21 protein-coding genes are annotated in these 22394 nt (G+C 42.3%); 12 read left to right on the top strand and 9 right to left on the bottom strand.

The genetic code is table 11. The features are described from left to right. Positions 1–109 precede the first annotated feature (109 nt). Entirely contained in the window at positions 110–1444 is a 1335-nt protein-coding gene (locus IHV80_RS13715; protein ID WP_076655932.1) for a tyrosine-type recombinase/integrase, read from the top strand. Between the two features lie 108 nt (positions 1445–1552). Here the strand turns inward: IHV80_RS13715 and IHV80_RS13710 are convergent, their stop codons facing one another. Continuing rightward, on the bottom strand, positions 1553–2731 hold the full coding sequence (locus IHV80_RS13710; protein WP_076655935.1) for a hypothetical protein: 1179 nt from the start codon (positions 2729–2731) through the stop codon (positions 1553–1555). Positions 2732–3489: 758 nt separating this feature from the next. Between IHV80_RS13710 and IHV80_RS13705 the strand changes: the two genes are divergently transcribed. The 6 genes from IHV80_RS13705 to IHV80_RS13680 all read left to right on the top strand — a co-directional run bounded on the left by IHV80_RS13705 (position 3490) and on the right by IHV80_RS13680 (position 7905). Continuing rightward, a complete protein-coding gene (locus tag IHV80_RS13705) occupies positions 3490–4170 on the top strand; it encodes an inovirus Gp2 family protein (RefSeq protein WP_132941812.1) in 681 nt (226 codons plus the stop codon). Between the two features lie 59 nt (positions 4171–4229). Beyond that, positions 4230–4910 (top strand): inovirus Gp2 family protein, encoded by a 681-nt coding sequence (locus IHV80_RS13700; RefSeq protein WP_192889402.1) that lies wholly within the window; start codon positions 4230–4232, stop codon positions 4908–4910. A 60-nt stretch (positions 4911–4970) separates the two neighbouring features. Next, positions 4971–5570 carry an inovirus Gp2 family protein gene (locus IHV80_RS13695; RefSeq protein WP_192889401.1) on the top strand — a complete coding sequence of 200 codons (600 nt, stop codon included), beginning with the start codon at positions 4971–4973 and terminating at the stop codon, positions 5568–5570. Between the two features lie 69 nt (positions 5571–5639). After that, the gene (locus tag IHV80_RS13690) at positions 5640–5828 is read left to right on the top strand and encodes an AlpA family transcriptional regulator (RefSeq protein WP_076655945.1); all 189 of its coding nucleotides are present in this window, start codon (positions 5640–5642) and stop codon (positions 5826–5828) included. A 79-nt stretch (positions 5829–5907) separates the two neighbouring features. Beyond that, positions 5908–6348 carry a ribonuclease HI gene (locus IHV80_RS13685; protein ID WP_192889400.1) on the top strand — a complete coding sequence of 147 codons (441 nt, stop codon included), beginning with the start codon at positions 5908–5910 and terminating at the stop codon, positions 6346–6348. Between the two features lie 285 nt (positions 6349–6633). After that, positions 6634–7905, top strand: coding sequence for a lipopolysaccharide biosynthesis protein (locus tag IHV80_RS13680; protein ID WP_192890775.1), 1272 nt, complete (start codon positions 6634–6636; stop codon positions 7903–7905). A gap of 291 nt (positions 7906–8196) precedes the next feature. Here IHV80_RS13680 and IHV80_RS13675 read toward each other — a convergent pair whose 3' ends face one another. From IHV80_RS13675 to radC, 6 genes are all read right to left on the bottom strand, one after another. Beyond that, positions 8197–8433 carry a hypothetical protein gene (locus tag IHV80_RS13675; protein ID WP_076655947.1) on the bottom strand — a complete coding sequence of 79 codons (237 nt, stop codon included), beginning with the start codon at positions 8431–8433 and terminating at the stop codon, positions 8197–8199. Between the two features lie 50 nt (positions 8434–8483). Beyond that, positions 8484–8813 carry a hypothetical protein gene (locus IHV80_RS13670; RefSeq protein ID WP_226088531.1) on the bottom strand — a complete coding sequence of 110 codons (330 nt, stop codon included), beginning with the start codon at positions 8811–8813 and terminating at the stop codon, positions 8484–8486. Between the two features lie 47 nt (positions 8814–8860). Then, positions 8861–9628 carry a transcriptional regulator gene (locus tag IHV80_RS13665; RefSeq protein ID WP_192889399.1) on the bottom strand — a complete coding sequence of 256 codons (768 nt, stop codon included), beginning with the start codon at positions 9626–9628 and terminating at the stop codon, positions 8861–8863. A 317-nt stretch (positions 9629–9945) separates the two neighbouring features. Further along, positions 9946–10389 carry a DUF2787 domain-containing protein gene (locus IHV80_RS13655; protein ID WP_192889397.1) on the bottom strand — a complete coding sequence of 148 codons (444 nt, stop codon included), beginning with the start codon at positions 10387–10389 and terminating at the stop codon, positions 9946–9948. A gap of 46 nt (positions 10390–10435) precedes the next feature. Then, positions 10436–10873 (bottom strand): DUF2787 domain-containing protein, encoded by a 438-nt coding sequence (locus IHV80_RS13650; protein ID WP_192889396.1) that lies wholly within the window; start codon positions 10871–10873, stop codon positions 10436–10438. Continuing rightward, positions 10870–11346 carry a RadC family protein gene (radC, locus tag IHV80_RS13645; RefSeq protein ID WP_102478615.1) on the bottom strand — a complete coding sequence of 159 codons (477 nt, stop codon included), beginning with the start codon at positions 11344–11346 and terminating at the stop codon, positions 10870–10872. The genes IHV80_RS13650 and radC overlap by 4 nt, the downstream gene beginning before the upstream one ends. Before the next feature lie 645 nt (positions 11347–11991). Between radC and IHV80_RS13640 the strand changes: the two genes are divergently transcribed. Genes IHV80_RS13640 through qatD form a run of 4 tightly spaced genes read left to right on the top strand, consistent with a single transcriptional unit; the run spans position 11992 to position 16646 of the window. After that, entirely contained in the window at positions 11992–13755 is a 1764-nt protein-coding gene (locus IHV80_RS13640) for a KAP family P-loop NTPase fold protein (protein ID WP_192889395.1), read from the top strand. Beyond that, positions 13755–14597 carry a hypothetical protein gene (locus tag IHV80_RS13635; RefSeq protein WP_192889394.1) on the top strand — a complete coding sequence of 281 codons (843 nt, stop codon included), beginning with the start codon at positions 13755–13757 and terminating at the stop codon, positions 14595–14597. The genes IHV80_RS13640 and IHV80_RS13635 overlap by 1 nt, the downstream gene beginning before the upstream one ends. Then, entirely contained in the window at positions 14590–15921 is a 1332-nt protein-coding gene (gene qatC, locus IHV80_RS13630) for a Qat anti-phage system QueC-like protein QatC (protein ID WP_192889393.1), read from the top strand. The genes IHV80_RS13635 and qatC overlap by 8 nt, the downstream gene beginning before the upstream one ends. Beyond that, complete coding sequence (gene qatD / locus IHV80_RS13625; protein WP_082315266.1) at positions 15921–16646, top strand: Qat anti-phage system TatD family nuclease QatD; 726 nt, start codon at positions 15921–15923, stop codon at positions 16644–16646. The genes qatC and qatD overlap by 1 nt, the downstream gene beginning before the upstream one ends. A 189-nt stretch (positions 16647–16835) precedes the next feature. Here the strand turns inward: qatD and IHV80_RS13620 are convergent, their stop codons facing one another. After that, entirely contained in the window at positions 16836–17771 is a 936-nt protein-coding gene (locus tag IHV80_RS13620) for an LPD25 domain-containing protein (RefSeq protein WP_192889392.1), read from the bottom strand. A gap of 109 nt (positions 17772–17880) precedes the next feature. Beyond that, positions 17881–18573 carry a hypothetical protein gene (locus tag IHV80_RS13615; RefSeq protein ID WP_192889391.1) on the bottom strand — a complete coding sequence of 231 codons (693 nt, stop codon included), beginning with the start codon at positions 18571–18573 and terminating at the stop codon, positions 17881–17883. 241 nt (positions 18574–18814) lie between these two features. On the opposite strand from IHV80_RS13615, the gene hsdR reads away from it, so the two are divergent. Further along, entirely contained in the window at positions 18815–22318 is a 3504-nt protein-coding gene (gene hsdR / locus IHV80_RS13610; protein WP_192889390.1) for a type I restriction-modification system endonuclease, read from the top strand. Positions 22319–22394: the final 76 nt, after the last annotated feature.

The raw sequence follows: 22394 nt of genomic DNA, 5'->3' as shown, positions 1-22394 counted from the left end.
AGGATTTCACTACAGCGCGATCATTAGTGTAGGTAAAAGTGTAGTTTTTTTATTTCCTATACTAGATAATACAATCGCCGCACAATATTGCGATAAGGGACCCCGATAAATGGCTGATAAGAAGAATATCAAATCTATAACGAATAAGACAATTGAGGCGCTAACGGCTAAGAAAGGTGTCTTGTCTGATACTGGAGAAAACCGAGGGCTAAGAATAGCCTGTGGAAAGACGGGCAGGAAAACTTTTACCTATCGCTATAGAAGCCCAGAGTCAGGTGGTAAACTTGTACAGATTAAGCTAGGTACCTTTCCTGATATGTCACTTGAGCAAGCTCGCATTAAGCTTCGCGAAATGAAAGCCATAAGAGAGCGGGGAATATGTCCAAAGGCTGACTTAGAAAGGCAAGAACAAGAGCGGCGTAAGTTATTAAAGACTGAGCGTGTTAATAGCATTACTCTCAAAGATGTGATCGATCATTATTTAGAAAATTATATTCAAGACAGATTTACTTCTTCTGGTGGAGTGATCTCAGGAGCTCGTAAGGCAAAAGGACAAAAAGAAGTTAGACGAACCTTGTATGTTGATATTGTCGCTCTTCTTGGAGATAGATCTGTTATGGAAGTCGGCAAAAGTGACATTACGTATTTAATTCAAGGGATCATTGATAGAGGTGCGCCAGTACAAGCAGGCTCTGTGTTACGAGAGCTATCCAGTGCCTATGAGTATGCTATTGGTATGGATTATCTCCCTGAAAACTTTGTCAATCCAGCGCTGTTGGCTATTAATAAGTTTAAGAAGAGTAAGGTTAAGCTGACTAATAATAAAGGTAAGAGAGTGTTAGACCATTCTGAGTTATCTAGATTTATCAAATGGTTGCCGAATTCGAGTTTTTCTAAAAACATAAGAGGTATTCTCCGAATGACGCTGTGGACAGGCTGTCGTACTGGAGAGGTTTGCGACTTAGAGTGGCAGCAGATTGATTTTGATAAGAACACCATTTATTTAACTGAAACAAAAAATGGTAACTCTCGTTATGTTCAGCTGCCTTCTCAAGCTGTTCAGTGGTTACGTAAATGGAAAGAGGTTAAATCATACCCTCAATCTATCTATGTTTTTTCTACTTCTAAAGGAGGTTCTCACGTAGTTCAAAAACAACTAACTCAGTATACGTGGCGAATGCGTAGAGATGGATTAATGATTGATATGCCGCTTTGGACTCCTCACGATCTACGACGAACAGTACGAACGGAATTAGCACGTATGGGATGCCCTACGGGAGTTGCTGAAGCAGTATTAGGGCATAGTGTTAAAGGCATTGAGGGAACATATAATTTGCACCGCTATGAAGCTGAGTGTCGAGAGTGGCTACAGCGCTGGGCTGATGAGTTAGACTCGATAGTAAACGTTAAGACTAATATTGTTCAGTTTCCCGAAGTGGTATAATGTCGTAGGGTAAAGGGGGAGATGCCTATATTTATCCCCTTTACCGCTATAAGTTTTAACCTTGAGGGCTGCTCTGCTCGTTGCCATTTGCATCTGACATTTAAATGGTTAATCTTCTTTCGTCTTTTTCAGACTCTTATATTCTTGCCTGATTATTTTATTGAGAGCTTGTTTGATTTTTGATGGATACTTTGATTCAGTTATACCGATAAGCATATCCCATTGCTTTTGAGAAAAGGTTAGAGTGAAGTCTTTGCACTCACTCTTGTCTAAGGAAAACTTATCTCCTATCAGTTTGAACCGATCTTCAAATTCTTCTTTCTTCGTCGTAGTATAGAGGATGTCAAGAAATGAGATAATGCAGTATTGCCTAATGGTAGGGTTTTCAACTGGCGGATAAAATCGAAGGATACTGTATTGTTTAATAAGTCTTTCGTAGGTTTTGTTAATCAGCTCACTACTATCATTTTTCATAATGCCTCGAGATGCAGGCACTTTGCCATAACATTGCTGATAGAGCCGCTTAGCTTGCGTGATGAAACGTATGTTTTCAGAACGATATGCTTCTTTTGTAAAAGCAATGGTATGGAAGTGATCAATCATTTTTTCTATAGCATTCGGGTCATTTACCGGGTCATAGTGTTCTATTGGCCTTAAGGCTTCTATGTATGGTTCATACTCCTTTTGGATCTTAGTTATTTCTTCTTTATCTTTTACTATAAGTTTGTCGACTAGCTGATCAACCAGCTCAGGATCGCAGGCTTTTCCTTCACGCTCCCTATCCTTAACAATTCTTTTCCGTTTAATATCACGCAGCTTACTTTCCCGTGTTTGGTGTCCAATAGAGTTAAATTTAGGCCAAAAAACCTGACCTATATAAATTTTTGAATAACGGTTGCTTGTTATCAGTATGTTGCTTTTTATGGATAGTTTAATTAGTGAGTAAAGAAAAAAATCCGCCCTTGTACTGTTGAGCCAAGATATATAGAAATTTGGAATTATGCATTTTTTTGCTATGTAAAGTAGGTCATTCAAGAGTGTTTGTAGCTGCTCCTTCACATCAAGACTGAAACTTCCGTTCTCTAACACTTCTGTTTCAATGTCTAGTTTTTCAGCAACAATTTCAGTGAAGTGATGCTTGAGACCGCGCTGTTGCATAACAGATAAGTCATAGCCATTTAATAGGTGATTGTTTTGTTTGAAGTATAGGTAGCTTATGTAAAAGCGAAGCTGAGTGTTATCAGCCGTATCTCGCACAAGGGTAAATCGATAGCTAGGACCTTTCATAAGTCATGCACTCTCGTAGGCATTTTCGAAAGAAATACATTATATTTTTCAGTTGGAAATTACAAATTATAGACAAGAAAAATCGAAATATTTCGGCAAGAATTTTCATTGATTGAGATGGGGTGGGCCCTATACTTGATCATGGTGCTATAAGGTTTATTTTAAGAAGTTCTACATTTTGGTGTTTTGTATTACAGTAATCTATTGTTATTTCTTCTATGAAAAATTTGTTTGAGCATGTAGTTGAGAAGTGTCGTCTTGCAAAAATTAGTACTGCTTTCTTTTGGTATAAAATCAAACTTTAAGGGAGTACGTCATCCAACTTCTCAAATAAAAACATGAAATAGAGATGATAGGAGTGAATCAGTTTGATTAGTTGATGAAGGAGCGTTATTTGAGATAACCCGGAGTGTTAAATGAGCCTATCACCTTTGTTTGTATTCAGTTGTCATCATGTAACTTGAAAGCGAAGGGGTATTTCATTCCTATAAAAATGCACCATCAGTTGTTGATTATTTGTATGCTTGTTGTTGGTTTGAATAGTGTGAAAGCCTAATTGAAACGCTTTAAACCTTGATCGGGGGAAGGAGGATATGTCTGTCTGGTTAGTATTATTACGTTAATAACTAAACATCTACCATACCTAGTACACGACTACATCATCACATATCCCTGAGTCACACCAAGTGACTCACAGTACACCATTATAAATAACGGCATCGACCTATCTATGAACCTCAACACAGGAATAGATAGCAATGAATGTACGTTCTCGAAAAAACAAAAACCTTAGACTCACCATTAAGAAAACCTTTCTTGGTCATCCTATCCAGACGGCACACGGTCCACTGTACCTCGACTACTTAGAAATAATGCACGCCACCATTGAACGAGCATTAGATGACTATCCTCGTCTTATGGCTATCCGTGTAGATTTGAGATTTCCCAAGCTAAGAGCCAATGAAGAGTGTGGCAATGTCATCACTGACTTTATCCGCTCGTTACAGTCTCAGATAGCTTACTCTGGCAAGCGAAAAAAAAGACAAGAGGGTGGTAGGGTTCATCCCTGCAAGGTTCGAAATGTTTGGGTTAGAGAGCGCTCTACCTCAATGAATGACCACTATCACTTATTACTCATGTTCAATAAGGATAGATTTAACTGGTTGGGACAAACTCAAACACCAAATGATAATTTAGGCTCCTTTATCGTGGAGGCATGGGCGAGAGTCGTCGGTGTTGATTATGAAGAGGCAAATGGATTAGTACATTTCTCAAAGAAGAAGAATAGTGACAGCGTGGTTATTCATCGCTTGAACCGTAACTCTGATGACTTTGACGACGCGTTTGATGAGCTATTTAAGCACATTAGTTATTTAGCCAAAGAAGATACGAAGCACTTTGGTAGCGGTAGGCGGAATTTCGGCCATAGTCATAAGTAGTTTAAAAATTACGGTAGTGACAGTTCCTGTGGGATTAACAACAAACCACAGGAACTAGAATGCCAAACCAGCTCAACGCCACTCAACATCACTCAGAAGCGTCTAACCACCTCACCGTCACTCATGACCGAACGTTTAATGGAAAGCCACTCTACTACCACGAGAGTGGTCTTATCCTTGAGTATTTGGAGGATATCGATCAAGTACTGACTGAAGCACTAAATCAATATCCGAGACTCTTTGCTGTTCACCTCAACCTAAATCTACCGAGTCACTTCAGGGGCGATTACCTAACGGTGTTTGCCCATTTCTTTCATACTTTAGAATTGGAGACTAATGAACTCTGTAAGGACAAATACGCCAATAACACCTATCAACATCCACAAACGGTGATCCGCTATATCTGGGCGAGGGAGTGTGACTCCACTAGCCAGTATCATCTTATCTTGCTCTTTGATCGAGAGCTCTTCCAAAGCTTAGGAACAGGTCGAGATAGTTGGGGGCGTTTTCTCTACAAAAAAGTAAGAAAGACATGGGATAGGGTGATGGAAGCTCACTCTAACCAACGATGCTCAGGGTTAGCGTATTCCCCTAACAATGAAGGTTTTGAGCTTTTCTCCGACACAGAAACGTTCCCGTTACAGCTAAACGAGTTCTTCTATCGAATGAGTCGTCTCGCGAAGCCCATTACCAAACACGGCGATAACCGTAGTACGAGTTTTGGTTGCAGTCGTCGATAACCTAAAAAATCACACCACAAGCAGTACTTATGTCATTCAACTAGCCATAGGTACTGTCTCATGCCCCACACTCCCCATACACCAGCAATAACCCATTCCACCACCTTTAACGATTATCCCGTGATCTACAGTGAGCACGGGCTGTATGAATCTGCCCTTACGAGTATGACCAACCTCTTTGAACAGGCACTAGAGCAGTTTGAGTTCACGTTAGTCATGCATTTGGGGCTATACCTTCCTAAAGACCACCCAGACACCGATTTAACCATCATCAATGACTACATCCACCAGCTTAAAAAGAAACTTAATACAGACTCACTCTATTGCTCGTGGCGTAAGCGAGCCGATAAATCCCCCTCACACAATTACCAAGTCATACTCTTGCTTGATTACAACCAGTACTTTGGCTCCGCTATCTGTTGGGATAAACGTAATCAATTAGCCAACCACCTTAAAGAGGCATGGCAAGAGGCTGTACAGAGCCACTACGAAGGCAAAGAGCGTTCATTGGTATTATTTAACGACCGAGGTAACTACGGCTTAGGGACGCGCTGCAAGAGTAAAAGTAGCGTAGTAAAGAACAATGTATTTCATCGCATGAGCCGTTTAGCTGAGGCATGGGAAGAAGAGCATTACTGTTTTGGCTCTAGCGAGGATTAACCCCACCGCACTTTTTTACAGCGGTGGCTTATCTCATGGGTATATACAAAATACAGGAGACCATTCCCAATGAGATTTCTAAAGTTAAAAGAAGTGATGGAGAAAACGGCTTTAAGTCGTTCAGCGATTTACCGAAAAATGAATAACGGTAACTTTCCATTATCAGTCAACCTTGGAGATAGAGCTGTTGCTTGGGTTGATGGCGAGATTGATGATTGGATGGAATCATGCTTGGGATTACGAGAGAGCCAAGAATAATCCAATTTACAGCAAACATACTGACCACATCAACAGGGAGCCATTGAGGGCTCCCTTTTCAATTAGAGAGAGAAATAAAATGAGTTTTTCAATTTACGTAGATGGCGCAGCACCAAACAATCAACACGGATGCACACAGGGTGGAATTGGTATTGCAGCCTTTAATGAGCACGGTGAACTAGAGTATCAAGATGGCATCACTATCAGACGCAGTACCACCAATGCAGAATTAGAGCTAATGGCCTTAATCGAAGGTCTAGAGTATGCGCAGGATGGCGATGTCATCTACTCAGACAGTGACTTTTGTGTGAAGGGGTATAACGGTTGGTTAGATAACTGGAAGGATAAAGGTTGGCGTAAGTCAGACAAAAAGCCAGTAAAGAACCGCCATCTATGGCAACAAATCGACGAACTGCGTTCACAGAAATACGTAGAGGTAAGAAAGGTCAAAGCTCATTCAGGTAATAAGGGTAATGACATGGCAGACTTGTTAGCCGTTGAAGCGGCAGAAGCCGAGTAAGAAGATAGAGCACAGTTTGTTGGCAGACCGCTAGCAGGCTGTGCGGTCGTATTTATGCCTTGCCCCCTAGGAACAGTGATTCGTCTTTAGGATAGCGTTAAGCGTTTTTATAGATAACATATATCCATAGGCTGATGCGATGTGGGGGCGAGAGCAGGTAGTAGCGCATTTTGCTGGCTAGCATACTTTTCCCTAGAGTCGTAGGAGGTGCAACAGAGTTTTGTTGTAAATGAGAATAGTTTTCAATACCATAAGGGGAACTCACCTATGACAGTAGTATTCGAAATGCATTCACAATCAGTCACCAAGGTAAAGAAGGCGTTTCTTTCCGGTATATGGGCAACATTACTCAGCATTGCGATAGGTTTTACCTTCAAGATCTGGCTTGCGGGGTGGGTAGCAAAAGCCGATTTGGCACTCTTTCATACTGTCGTTGATATCATTTCTCTGTCCATGATTCTGATGACGGGCTTCCGCTCATCCATGGTCGTGACGTATTCTCAAACTAAGAATGATATCGATATTATCAATATCTTCCGCTTTACCCTTATTTTCGTCGTTCTAATGACGTGGGGTGGGGTGATTCCTTACATCAAGCACAGCTTAGATATTGGTGTCGAATACTTACAGTTGGTGGGCATCATTTTTGGTTTGGGGCTTAAGCTCTACTTTGCCAATTTAGTTGCCATGTATCGTTTGTACGATATCACTAACCGTACCACTTGGCTTGATCCTGCGTTGAACGTGGCTTTGTTTCTATTCGCTTACTATATTGCTGGATTCAGTGCGTTAACGGCGTTGTTCTATGGTTTGACCATATCTTCGTTAATAACGGCGCTCTATATGTATATCAGCCGAAGAAAAGAGATATCGACCCTGCCAATTAAGCCTGTGCAGCTTAATTCAGACATGTACGGTTATGTGAAAAAAAGCTTTACTGCAACACTCGAAGCAGGAGCAAGCATTCTTATGATTTACATTGCTGTGTTGTTGACTATACGCTACTTCAGCGTCGATGAACTGGGCGATTTTCAGGTTGTAGTGCGTCCGGTCTTCACATACATGACGATGTTATTCGTATTCCCAATTTACCGCTTTGTTCTGCCTGAACTGTCTGTGAAGGTACGAAATGGTGAATTCTCTGAGATTCAGCTTATCCGTCGATGGGTGTTTAAGTTGTCATTTGTTGTCAGCGGGGCGTTTTTCTTGACGATGCTGCTGTTTGGTTCGAACCTTGTAGAAGCGCTTTTCCCTGCTGAATATATCGGAGCGGTACCAGTACTGTTCCACTTCTCGATGTTCTTCATTTTTATGATGCTGAATGCCTACCAACTGGCCTACATTAAAGCAAACGGGCACTTTAAAACGAGTCTATTTATACGCCTCGCGGGTATCGCAACGCTAGTAATTATGTTCTATGTAATATCGGCGTTTACTGACAATGTCGTGGCGATCATTACCGCATTGTGCTCTGGATACATGATGATGTTTATATTATCGAGTTTCAAAGAGAAGCAGATTCGTGAGTCTGCTCTTGTACAATCACAAACGGTGTAAATAAGGGAAGGTAGGCCACAACCCTATACCGAATGTAAAATGTGGTCTTGCTTATACGTCGACTGGAAAATGCGTCTACTTTAAATGGTATGAGTCATTAAGCTTATCGCTATCAAAGAGTTAGTTATGGTTCCATTGACACAAGGAGTATTGGGTGCGGCGTTGTCTTTTAAGAGAGCTACACTCGGTTACGAGCACCGCCAATCCGAAAGTGTTTTTATGTACAGAAGCAAAAAAAGAATAGGGAGCGATAACGCTCCCCATTGTCATTTTTAGCCTTTGCTGGTGGTATTACTTTTCTGTGATCGCTTCACAACCTTTAGGAACCGTAACTGACGATACCTGTTTACCTGCGATTAGGGCTGCTTTCACATCTAGCTTGTATTGAGTGCATTTACCTACACTGACGTTAACCGCTCCCGTGTCTACCGATGGATTACCTCCAAGCGAACCACCACCTTGAGCCAAAACAAAAGGTGATGCTAGGGTAGTCAGTAGAACAAGTGTGTTTGTTGTGATGTTTTTCATATTCGATCCTTATTGGTATTGATAAATAGATGAGTCGTTTTGCTTTCGGTTTAGAAGGTGTAAACAAAGGTGCCAGCCGTTGAAGTGACTTCAATTTCTTTCACGTTATCGACGGTGCAGTTGTTGCTATATCCCGTGTAGGTTTCACCGAACTTCAATGAAACGTTTCTAGAGAGCTCTGAGGCCGTGCCAGCAGGAATACGACAATTACCTCGGTTAATTACAACGTCGGTGATGACGGTGTTGTTGGTGATGGCTTGTAGGTCAAAGACTAAGCTTCCCCAATGAGAGTTGGTGGAGATCGATACTTCTATATCCGCAACGGCTTCAGGAGACTCTTCCTGCTCAGTGCATCCTGTTGCTCCAATAAACAGGGCCATCGTGACTGCGTATCGAACCGATTGGTTTAGTCGATGTTTTAGTTTGGTCATGGGTTTACTCTCCTCATTGGTGAGTGAAATTCTGGGTAGCCTGCTCCTTCGTGAGCCAGCATGAACTGCTCAACATTGAAGTCAGAGGGATAGGTAAATGAAAATGTCGATACACTGGCCTCATCGATGAGTGGTAAGGCAACGGTGTGTATTGGATGTTGGTCGGATAACCGAAAGAGCAGCAAGAGCGCGTCACATTGAACCGAGAGTCCCAGTGGTTCAATGAGCGTTTGCTCTTGCTGCAAAGCTTGGCTAGAGACCTTTAGCATTCGGTTGTTAAGTAATGCTTCATGGACTGACCCTAAGACTTGTTGCTGCTTGTTACTCCAGCTTCTCGTATTAGGTAGGTTGAGGTGTACTTTGCTTAGCCAAAGTCGTTCTTTTGAAATGGCTGAAGCCTTATCCGGTAAGGGTTTATCTCTCTCCGAGGACCGACCCTGTCCATAATTCAGTACATCAGGAATAAGCGGTTGTAAGTACTTGTTGGTCAGTTGCCAATAGAGCATTTCTTGCTTATTGAACGTCAGCAACTGCTCGGATGTTTTTCGGTAAACATGGGGCATGCTCATCGAATCACACTCCACGTTAAACACCTCCACAATGATGTCATCGAGGTAGCGTTTGATACTGCGCGTGGTGCGGTGGATATCGATTAGGGCTAACTGCTGCTGCAACTCCCTAACGGTGATCCATCGATGTTGAGGAATAAGCATCAGCGTGTGCAGCAAAGCAGATAAGCCTTCAATGCTGGTTTTATTGCTCATGACTACTCTCTCAATACATAGCGCTCCACACCGGAGTCGGACATTTAATGTCGGGAGAATAGAGGTGGGTTCGACACATAATGTCCAACGGTTAAAGCGCCATCAATCGGCTTAGCGAAAGCGTGAGTCGATTAACATTATCGATGGTTGTTTTTATCTCTCAGCTCTGAGATGGCTACCAGCAACCCAATCAGCAGTACCACCAGAAAGCCTAAGGTCGTTAGGGTTCCAATGGCACCAAATAAAGGGGAAAGAGAAAGTAACGTGATGAGGGCAGAGATAAGTTTGATGGTTTGTAGAAGAAGGGAAGTCATGAGTTATTGCGGGGTAAGGGTAATGTCGTCGAATGCCTCCATCTCAACGTATGCGAGAAAATTACTCTCCCACAATCGATACAGCTCGACAGCGTTACGGTTATCTTTCATTGAAAACCAACCGTGATAGCTGGCAAAGCATTGACGAGCGCGAAAGTCAAAATCCAAATTCCTCTCAAACTCAGGGTAGTAGCTCCCCATATAAGCAAAGTCCGTAATGTACTCAATACACCATTCTCCTGTTGAAGATTGGCAAATAGACATTTCGACAGGGTGAAAGCCACCAGCATCAGCACTGTAAGTTTTATCACGAAAGTTAAAGACCACATGACGGCTGGTGGAGAGCGTTTCATTGTTAAGCAAATGTGCCGAGTAACGCACATTGAGTAACGCATACAGCTTCTTAGAAACAGGTAGAGGTAATGACGTAAAGGCTAATTGGGACATCGACAGTCCTCCTTGTTTAGGGATAAATCAGAAAGTAGGTAGGGGATTAGTTAAACGAGCTGACTAGCGAGAGTTGCACGCTATCAAAGACGTTTCGGTTTAGGTGGCGAGTTAATGCGTTCACCCAAGCAGAGAGCACCTCTTGCACTTCTGGATGAGATAAATCCGTTGTACCTGTATCGGGTTGATAAAACCAACGATTAGCAAGGTGAAAGTACAATTCTGGCTCTACTGAAGTACTGTTGTCATTAGGGTAAGAAAAGCTTGCAAAGAACACGATGACCCATGGCTCTGAGATTGACTCTCGTTTGAGCTGTATCTCTATAGGGTGCAGTCCTTGACGGTGGCGGTAGTAACTCATTTGACGGCAGTTCAGTACCAGTCGCTCAGCATGCTCAGGTAGTGTGTGACCTGCTAGAAGGCTCTCTAATGACGAGAGCAGTGCATCATTGATACTGATATCACCATAGTGTTGTTCAATCATAACCAGCCTCGCTCAGCAAATGAGGTGCAGGTTTCGCCCGTTACGATATGGTCCAATACGCGCACATCCACCAGCGCTAAAGCGTCCTTGAGTCTTTCGGTTATACGTCTATCCGCTTGTGAGGGGGTAGAGTCACCGGAAGGATGGTTGTGAGCCATGATCACCGCAGCTGCATTGACCTCTAACACAGCTTTTACTACTTCTCTTGGGTAGACACTGGCGGCATCGACGGTGCCATGAAAGAGCTCTTTAAACTCAATCAGTCGGTTTTGGTTATCCAGTAGCAGTAAAGCAAACACTTCACGTTCATAGCTGCCGAGTTTGCAGCGTACATACTCTTTAGTGGCGTTAGGACTAATTAAGGCATCACCACGCACATAGCGTGTGGCGAGTATCTCAGCGGCATGCTCTAGGATTTCATTTTCCTGATAGCGCTGTTGTTTTTTGTAATCAGAATTTTGGGTAGTTGCCATTACGGGCTCCTGTCGGATTCAATGATGGGTATTCACATTGATGACATATGCCTGAATGTTTTTGGTTTAAGGTGAAGAGTTCTGGTAGATAAGAAGGTGGTAGTGAGCTTCTAATGAGTTCATATGGCTTATTAGTTTTAGAGTGGAAACCTGATGGGTTTAGGACGAGCGAGGGTTGGTGAGAGTCGCTTGATGATGGTGAGTATAATTTGTAGAGTCGTTATTCTAGCCCCCAAACGTGTTTAGGGACCAGTAAATCTTCATTAGGATAATTTTAGCCAACAAGTTGCTTTCAAATTGTCCAACAGGCAGTTATGTCATAACAAAGTAAGCTGCTTTGCAGTTTGTATAAGGGGGTATTTCTTATGTGTTCAGCCGCTTGGTGCACAATTTATCATAGCCTCTTATCAAAATGTTCTGACAAGTCTCTGACTCATACTCTTACCTCACAAACTGCGTTTTATTATCTTTGAATTGCTAAACCCACAGATTAGAATGACAAAATTATTAAGAAACAAAGCACATACTTGTTTCTGTTTGTGACATCAGAGAAGTAACGTCTTCAATAGAATATTACTTAACTTGGAGATCTGTTAGCCGAATCAATATCGACGCGGTTGTCATTAGTACTGTCAGGATATAAACATGTGGTCAGATAAAGAATCTAAGATCGATTTTTTAAATTTCAATGAGATTGCTGAATCAATCAAAGATCTCATTACAGAGAAAGAGTTAATGCCAATATCTATTGGTGTATTTGGTGATTGGGGGGCAGGTAAGTCAACAATTTTAGAGTTGACTGCTAAAGCACTTGAGAAGGAAGAACAAGAGTACATCCAGATTCATTTTGATGCATGGACATTCCAAGGATACGACGATGCAAAAGCTGCATTGTTAGAGACCATTGCAGCACAACTGGTTGAAGCTGCCGCTGAGGATGAAAAGCTACTTGAGAAGGCTCTTGATTTTGCTAAGCGCATCGACAAAGTAAGGTTTATGGGTCTTATGGCTGAAGGTGCTGCTGCTATTTCTGGAATGCCGACATTCGGTGCAATTCAGAACTTTTTTGGTTGGGCTGGGGATGCCTTTGATGAAGATGATGATTTGGATTTCGAAGCAGTTCAGAAAGATACTAAAGCAATAGGTCAGGTTGCTAAAAAGGCTAAAGGACTTGTAAAAGCTAAGAAGAAACTCTCTCCTCCAAAAGAAATTAGAGAGTTTAGAAAATCCTATATATCGTTGCTAAAGGCTTTTGATAAACCTGTAATTGTTTATGTTGATAACTTAGATAGATGTTTACCTGAGAATACGATATCCACACTAGAAGCAATTAGATTGTTTTTGTTCATGCCAAATACTGCATTTGTTGTTGCGGCTGACCCGGATATGATTCGCTTGGCAATTCCTCATTTCCATAAGGGAGCTTCTGTACGTCACCAAACTGACTATCTAGATAAACTGATTCAAATCCCTGTACATGTTCCAAAGCCCGGTTTTGCTGAGGTTAGAGCCTATCTGATAATGCTAATTGCCCAAGACAGAGGTATCCCAATAAAAGAGTTCGACCGCTTGAGGCTAGGGTTGGAAGAATCACTCAGGTTTTCTTGGAAACAGGGGCAGATTTCGGTAGATGATTTACTAGAAAGGTGTGAGCTTGATGACGCTGAGCTTAGAGAAGAGTTTAAGATAGCAGAACAGATGGCTCCAATATTGGCAGAGTCTGCGAACATAAACGGCAACCCAAGAATCGTAAAGCGCTTACTTAATCAAGTTAAGATGAGGAAAAAAACTGCACATCGTAGAGGTATGCAGCTAGATGAGCGAACAATAACTAAGCTAGTGATTTTTGAACGCTGCATGGGTATTCAAGCAACAAATAGGCTGTATGAACTCATTGACTCAGAGAGTGGTAAACCAGAACTCATTGAAGAACTCGAACGAACAGATAAAGAGTTTGATAGCGAAAGGCTACCTGATGAATGGAAGAAAGAAGTTCATTTCCTAGAAAAATGGGCTCGATTAAAACCTTTGTTTACAGGTGTAGATCTAACAGCGGCAGCATACTTGAGTAGACAAAATATCCCGATGGGCTCTGTTAATAGCGTCATGTCAGGCGCAGCACAAAAAATGCTCGAAGGATTGTTGAAACAGAAAACTAGATCCAGTAAAGCGAGTTCTGAACTGATTGAACTTACAGCTAGTGAAGAGTACATATCTGTGATGGATAGCCTCATCGAAGAGTTGCGTAAAGTTGAAGAATGGGGCCTAAAAACCTCCGGAATATATGGAGCAAGGCAATTGGCAGCACATGATGATAGGTGTAAGGCTAATTTTTTAGCTTTCGTGAAGAAAGCTCCCAAGAAACGATGGCTAGAATCATTGATTAAAGAACTAGAGGCAACTAAATAATGGGAACTTCAGCATCAAGTACCGGACCTAATAATAAGAGCCCGTTGTTACCACCATGGGCAGAGCAAGGCGGTTCAGTGGAAGTTGGTTCTGATAATGGAGCTGACGTTAGCGTACCACCACAGGAAGTTGATAATGGAAAAGTACAAGAGCAGATTCCGGGCTCAGTTCCTAATATTCCGTCACCAAATCGACTGACAGGGGCAAGAAGGGCATTCGGGGATTACGCAAAATCAGGAAGTGACAGCTCTAATTTGAGAGGCTCTCTTAAGAAATACTCCAGAAGCTCCGGTGGAGGTTCTGGAGTGAGCCGCAGGCTAGCGAGCGGTATCACTGCTGGCTCCGGTCTATTGGGGATGATGCAAGGTGACAGCGTTAGGTATAACGATAGAACCCTTTCTCTATCTGAGTTGAATGGATTAACTACTGACCAAGCTATAGATCGTATTAGCGATCATCTAACACCTGATAACGGTGATGCTGAACCTGTGCGTTTAGCAATAGATTTTGCATTAGCGGAAGTATTGCCTGATGAAGAAAAGTTTGATGAGTCCATGTTTACAGATGATGTGGTAACAGAAGCTATATCTTGCTATTTAACTGATCTGATTTTTCAGGATGTTGTTGATGGAATGGGCAAGGCTTGGTTTCATGCTGAACACCCTAGTAAACATCACAAAATGGAAGAAGAATTAAGGGATCTAATAAAAGTGATAACTCAATCTAAAGTAGAAAAGCTCACGGGTGATAATGGAGGGCATTTATCGCAGGCTAATATCACTAAAATTCAAATTGACGCGATATCGCAGACTGTAGATGAATGGGAGTCTTTTAATGATTAATTTCTATTTTAACCATAATCCTTCTTTGCTTCCCGAGTATTCCAAGACTTGCCACCCAGTGCAACTCTTCGGTACGCACCCACACGATAGCTCTAAGCACAGTAGAGCTTCGGGTAGCTTACTAAAGAAAGTACGTGAGCTTGGGGTTAGTATTGATGCGGATGCTTTAGATTTGATAACCATAGCTAGTGCCGTTACTGCTGCTGAGACATTTGAACTTCGAGGTAATGCGGCAGATGCATGGTCAAGGGTTATGCACTTGCATATTCCGGTTTTTAACGAAAAATTATGGGGAAATTTATCGGAGCGTCTTAGTTCTATCTTGAGCTTCTTAACTGGTGACCAGTGGAAGTTTACGTTTATGAAAACTTTGCTTGAGGTGCCTAAGCCTATTGTTAGTAACAAATCAAAAGCAAGGTTGAATAGCTTCAAAGGACTAAACTCAGTTTGTCTTTTCTCTGGTGGGTTAGATAGTGCTGTTGGCGCTATAGATATACTAAATGGTAAATCCAATTATAAACCGCTTTTGCTTAGTCATGCTTACCGTGGAGATGGTGTTAAACAAGAGAACATCAAGAAGCTTTTAAAGTCTAAGTATGGTGAGCTTTCTTATAGCATTTCACCTAGTTTAATGGCTGGATTGAAAGGTAAAACTGATGTCACGATGCGTGGAAGAAGCTTTAACTTTTTAGCTATGGCTGTGTTGGGGATTTCTGCTCTGAGAAATGCTAACGAAGATAGTAGTATTTCTACAATTATTGTTCCCGAGAATGGGTATATTTCAATCAACCCTCCACTCACAAGGCGACGAATTGGCAGCCACAGTACACGGACTACTCACCCATATTTCTTGAATCGTCTTGAAGAACTCTTGAAAGATGCTGGATTTAACGTGACATTTGTTAATCCATACCAATTTCAAACAAAGGGTGAAATGTTAAAGGAATGTGTTGATCAAGTTGCAATAGCTAAGGCCATTCCGTTGAGCGTGTCCTGTAGTCATTGGCATCGAAAACATATGCAGTGTGGTCATTGTGTTCCTTGCCTAATTAGACGTTCATCTGTCCATCATGCAGGGTTCACACAAGATGCTCCATACGTCAGTAAGAATTTAAAATTTGTTCATAACGATAAAGATACTAGAGATGATTTGCATGCGGTGCAGACTGCAATTATTAGGCTTAATAAATCTCAAGACTACAAGGGATGGATTAGACAAAGTGGCTCGTTACCGAATGAACAAACTACAAGAGACAAATTAGAGTCTACAATTAGACGTGGACTCAAAGAAGTAGAAACGTTTCTTGAGGCGAATAAAATATAATGATGGATATGCATTGCCATGTCGATCTTTACCCCGATTATGACATGGTTTTAAAAGACATCAGTGATACTGGTTGCTATCTATTATCTGTTACGACAGTACCTTCGGCTTTCAAAGGTACTGTTAATTTAACGCGTGATATTAAAAACTGTCGGACGGCACTTGGATTGCATCCCCAGTTAGCTCATCAGAGAAAAAACGAGCTTGCCCTGTTTGATACATTGATAGAAGAAACACGGTATATTGGAGAGATTGGACTTGATGGTTCAAAGGGCTATAAAGAACATTTTGACGACCAGTTGATTGTTTTTAATCATATTCTTCAAAAATGTGAATCTCAAAAAGATAAAATATTAACTATTCATAGCCTAAATGCAGTTGACGCCGTTTTAGAATGCTTAAGAGAGCACCCCAAAGCGGGCACTCCTATTCTTCATTGGTTTCTTGCAACAAAAAGACAAGCATTGAAAGCAATCGATCTTGGTTGTTATTTTTCTATAGGACCAGCCATGTTGTTCTCGATAAGAGCGAAGAATGTCATTTCTTGGCTACCAAGAGATCGAATTTTATTGGAAACAGATGGTCCATTTGCCAAGGTGAAAGGAAAAATTCTATATCCATCCGATGCGGCCAGTGTTATTCCGTATTTGGCAGAGGTGTGGGGGATTTCTCCTGATGAAGTAAGAGATATACTCAAAGCTAATTTGAAAGGCCTTGTTAGTTAGGCTCGCTTACTTGGTTTTACTTAATTCAGCTTATCCGAAGACACAATGTGGTAGCTGACTCAAACTCGTTTATGTCCAGAAATTAGTTTCAAACCTTGCAAGTTGACTGTGATCACCAAGCGATTCTGTCGTTGATAACAGAAAAAAATAAGACCACCCAGAGAGGCGATCAATTCGCCTCTCTTTCTTTTATTCGCCTATCGCGATCTCACCTAAAGGCACATACCGTGCTTTGTTGTCCTCTCTGTAAAAGTTTCGCTTTTTGACTTGCCATCCATAACGAATGTATTTGGTATCGGTTAGGTAATAGCCTTCTCCCATGGCAAAGCGCTCACGGTGTTCAACGCTTTTATCTGGATCGTTAAGAAAAGCCGTTTCAGGGTGATTCAGACATGCTTTGCGCAGCTCTGGAAATAGGTTTCGAGAGTGTTTCGACCACGCGAGAATAATAGTCTTCAACGTTTTGGTGTGAAACTCTCCTGCATACGGTTCACTGATTTCAGCGTCATAGTCCGTGAGTGTGGCAACAATCACGCCCTTTGCCCATTGTGGTACTTCTAAGGTTTCTTGAAAGGCCTCCTCCGCTTGCTGGTGTTTACGCCACGCTCTTTCCCGATCCTGTTGTTTGGCTTCTTCTTTTGCAGCTTCTTCAGCTTTAGCTTGCTCCTCGACCTGTTTAACCTGCATACGCCCTAGGTTTACGAATGAGTGGTCCAATTCATAAGTGTTTATGAGTTCGATTAACTGCTGGTGGTGTTTGTCATAAAGCCAAGGCTTATCGACATCCCCTTTATGCTGGCGGTAATAACGAGCCATACTTAAGCAGTGCTCAGCAAAGCCTTGGTCATTACCACCACACCCTAAATCCAAGCGGCATTCGTGCTGATGTTCATTATCGAAGGTCACGGTTACTTTTGTTTTGTCGTACCCGCCTAATGGGTTGCGTTTGGCAACCTCCAGCGCTTTCTGTTCGAACTCATTAAAGTCATAGAGTGTCTCTTCAGTGAATTCGCGAGACTCAGACCATTGGACAAGTACCATGGTCGGTTTAATTTTTTTTGCCTCTGATGTGAGTAAAGAATCCTGTTGGTCTTTGGATGAGCTGTTTGGTTGTGTTGTTTGCATAGTGGGTTCCTTTCTACGGATAAAATAAAAAAGACCACCTTGATAACAAGATGGCCTCTAGAGTGGTGGGTGAACGTGTTTTTGGGGGTGTTAAGCTGTTGGGTACGTATTAGATAGAATGCTTCTTTACAGCATGATAGGGCGGCTCTGAGCCATTTATCCAGCACTTGCCTTGGTAGCCATTGATGAGCTGCTGAAAGAGCCACATCTCAAAAGCAGATTTGGGTTTTATTGATACATCAAAGCCATCGTCATCAAATCGTTGCCGTTCTTTCCAAGTTGCATCTAAATCACTTAGTTGCGTTTTTAACTCATCTAGTTGGGTTTGTTTCGAGGTATCTAATGGTGCTTTAAGCCATACCTCTAGGGTGTGACAATACGGCATCACTCCATAGTCTTTAGCGAGGTTCAAAGTGTTACGTAATGCTCGTATCCAACCTTCTGCTTTGGTGTCACGACCATTGAGTTTGACATCTCCTGATTCAGCGGCTGCTGACCAGTCACAACCGTATTTCACGAGTAGCTGGTTGAATGTGTTTACACCACAGAACTGCCAGCTACGTGCTCGTTTGTTTGTCTCCGTGTCAAAGAGATTGCTAGAGCCAATGAGCATGTGGAGCATGAGTAGGTCATCTTCACGCAGTCTAAGTCTGTAACGTTCATGCAGGGCTTGTTTGAGTTCGTTTGGGCTTTGGGTTTCTGTGTGGTTGAGGCGTTCTCTGAAGAAGGTACAGGCTTGCTGAGCGACATCTTTTTTTGGTACACGCAGTGCTAGTTGTTCATAGACAATGTCATAGGACATAAGGAGGGCTCCTGTGGTTGGGGATTCCTATCTATGATATATATCTGAATCTGTTTGGATTCGTTTTAGGTAGGTCTAAACATTAGGCGGGTAATCTGTTCATGAATCTTCTACTCTTGAGGGAGACTTTATCTTTTTAGGGGAAATGTGAGTTTTCTCTTACGTAATGATGAAATTACGAATGGGATAAGTATGAAATCATGTAAACTGCATCTAGGTTATAGCTGGTTTAGGGACACTCATGGCTTCGTCAAACTTTGATTTTTTACAAGGGGTTAATGACACTTTGTATGCGATTGCGCTTTCGGCTGAGCGCAATTTGCACCAAGACCCTCACACTACCTTGTTTAAGGTTCGTTTACTCTCCGAAGAGATCGTTGGCTTTATCGCAGAGCTAGTTAAGCTCACCCCGAATTTATCAACGTTTGACCAGCTAAAAGAGTTGGGAAGCCGGGGATTCTTAGATGATGAACGATTAACAATATTTCATGCATTGAGAAAGCATGGAAACAAAGCAGCGCATGGTTATTACAATAATCCGGTTGCAGCGGAACACGCTTTAGAAATCTCTCATAAAGCTGCGACGATTTACTATCGAGTTAAGACTGGTGAAGCTAATTTTCAGCCAGCAAAGTATGTACCGCCAGTTGAAGAGCAAACAGCAGAATTGGTCGAGCAATCCAAGAAAGAGATTGCGCGGCTAAAAGAAGTCATTAAGCAGTTGGAAGCGCAGCAATCGGTTGAGCTTGCTTTACCACACCCTCAATTCAAATCTCTGGTTGGATTCAAGCAGCAGCTATCCGTATTAGAAGCCAATGATTCAATGAGTGTAGAGAAAGCTAAAGCTCGCATTCGTGAATTAGAAACCCAATTACGTGAGCGCAGCCAAGAACAATCAACCAACGTCGATGAAGCTGAAGAAGCTAAAACGCTCAAGCAGCGTGTCGAGATACTTAAAAATAGCCGCTTTGACTTAACGGAAGAGCAAACTCGATTCATTATCGATCAGCAGTTGAGAGATGCTGGGTGGGAAGCTGACTCGGTTGTTCTTGATTACCGCAAAGGTGTTCGTCCTGAGAAAGGACGTAATATGGCAATTGCAGAATGGGAAATGCAGGGGCAGAAGCATCGTGCTGATTATGTCTTGTTTGTTGGTTTAATCCCTATTGCAGCCGTTGAAGCCAAGAGAAAACGCATTAACGTCTCAGGTGCAATTGCTCAAGCAGAGCGTTATAGCAGAGAGTTTGACCCTCAAAGTATCGTTGACCTTGAAGACGAGATTAAGCCAGCTTGGATTGAGGCTGGACACAGCGAATCGTGGCAAGGATGTGAAGGTGAAGCCAATTATAAACTACCTTTTGTCTTTGCTTGTAATGGCAAGCCTTTCTTGCGTCAAATGCAAGAGCAAAGCGGAACATGGTTCCGTGATTGTCGTTTAGCATCTAATGCTAAACGTGCCTGTCAGAGTTTTATGAGTCCCGCGGGGCTACTGGACTTGCTGCATCGAGATCACCATAAAGCACAGCAAGAGATGGTTGTTGAGCCGTTTGAGTACCTTGGGCTGAGACCATATCAGAAAAAGGCCGTTATCGCGGTAGAAGAAGCACTAGCTCAAAATAAACGTGAAAGCTTATTAGCCATGGCTACAGGTACGGGTAAAACTCGTACCATCATTGGTCTGCTTTACCGCTTCCTCAAAACGGAAAGATTTAAACGTATTTTATTTCTCGTCGACCGCTCAGCTCTAGGTGATCAAGCGACCGAAGCTTTTGATGAAACACCCTTAGAGCAAAAACGTCGTTTGTCCAAAATCTATGACATAAAAGAAATGTCAGATAAGTTGCCAGAGGCCGAGACTCGCGTACATGTTGCGACCGTGCAGGCCATGGTGAAGCGTTTGTTTGAAGATAAAGACAGCGACAATGATAATGCGGTGATCCTACCCGTTGACCAATACGATTGTATTATCGTTGATGAAGCTCACCGTGGTTATACATTGGATCAAGAGTTGGGTGAAGCTGAGTTAGTAGCGCGAGACCCTAACCTTTATCGTTCTAGTTACCGTCGTGTTCTTGATTATTTTGATGCTGTAAAAATCGGTTTAACTGCCACTCCCGCAGCGCATACCGCAGAGATTTTTGGCCCCCCAGTTTACACTTATTCATATCGTGAGGCGGTGGCTGAAGATTATCTTATCGACCATGAAACTCCAATTACCTATAAAACTAGGCTTAACCAAGCGGGTATAAAATTCAATCAAGGTGAGCAAGTCGACGTTGTTGATACCTTATCGGGAGAAGTGAATAGTGTAGAGCTTGAGGACGAGCTTGAGTTTCATGTTGAGAATTTCAACCGCACTGTGATTAACGAGAAATTTGATCGTACGGTGTGTGAAGCTCTAGCTGAAGATATCGATCCAACCAGCCAAGAGAAAACCATGATCTTCTGTGTTACCGATCAACACGCAGATAGAGTAGAACGCTTACTGGTAGAAGCCCTCCAGAAGGTCCATGGTGATGATATTCCTGCTCATGCCGTGCAAAAAATCACGGGTAGCACGGATAAAGTGAAGCAAGCCATCCGTAAGTTTAAAAACGAAACTTTCCCCAATGTAGCAATTACGGTCGATCTACTGACTACAGGCATTGATGTACCTAAGATTTGTAACCTTGTCTTTATGCGCAGGGTTAAGTCGCGCATTTTGTACGAACAAATGTTAGGTCGAGCTACCCGTCGTTGTGATGAAATTGGAAAAACCGTATTTAGAATCTTTGATCCGGTTGACCTGTATGCCTCGTTAGAGCAAGTGAACACCATGAAGCCAGTGGTTAAAAGACCGAATATTACAATTGAGCAATTGATTGATGAAGTGTTTGACGAGCGTAATCTTGATTTAGCAGGTAGTGAAGAAGGACGCAGCTTTGCAGAAGATGCTCTTGATGAACTAAGTCAAAAGGTCATGCGTGTTATGCGCAAGGCGCAGACGCGAGCAGAAAAAGACCCAATCCTGAAACAAGAGCTGGAAAGTATTGAACAAGAGTGGGGATGTCCTGCTGATAAAATCCACCAGCAATTGCACCAAGCTGGACCTAAGCAAGCAGCACAAATGCTAAAGCAGCACAGTAGTTTGGCTAAGCGAGTTGAGAGTGTGCGAGGAATGCTAAATGGTGGTGAGAAATACATTATTTCTGATCATGAGGATGAGTTCATCATTCGAGAGCAGAACTTTTCCGCTTACAGTAAACCAGAGGATTATCTCACCGCATTTGAGCGCTTCATTAAAGATAATCTTAACAGTAATGCCGCTCTTAATGCCGTTGTGAGTAAGCCCAAAGAGCTGACTCGTGCTCAGTTAAAAGAGATTCGTATTTTACTGGATAAACAAGATTTTAAAGAAGCCGATTTACAAAGCGCATGGAAGAAGACAACGAATCGCGATATTGCAGCGTCGATAGTGGGTCACATACGCAGGGCAGCGCTAGGTGAAGCGTTAATGCCTTATGAGCGACGTATAGATATGGCAATGGATAGTATCTATGCCATGCATTCATGGACTAAGCCTCAGCTCAAATGGTTGGATCGCATTGCCAAGCAACTTAAAAAAGAAGTCGTCTTACAAACGGATGATATTAATCGAAGTTTTGCTCAAGATGGTGGCTGTATGGAGTTAGATAAGCGTTTGAATGGGCAGCTAGAGCAAGTTTTAGCTGCACTAAATGAGCACATTTGGCAGCAACAAGGTTAACAAAAACTGCATTCCGCTCTAGGGCTGTGCTGGTGGTATTGTCGTCAATCAGTATATGAACGACCATAAGGCCAAA

It is taken from the genome of Vibrio bathopelagicus, from assembly GCF_014879975.1.
GTDB classification, from domain to species: Bacteria; Pseudomonadota; Gammaproteobacteria; order Enterobacterales; family Vibrionaceae; genus Vibrio; species Vibrio bathopelagicus.
Note: the sequence above shows the minus strand (reverse complement) of the source record. Positions and strands in the feature narration are given on the sequence as shown.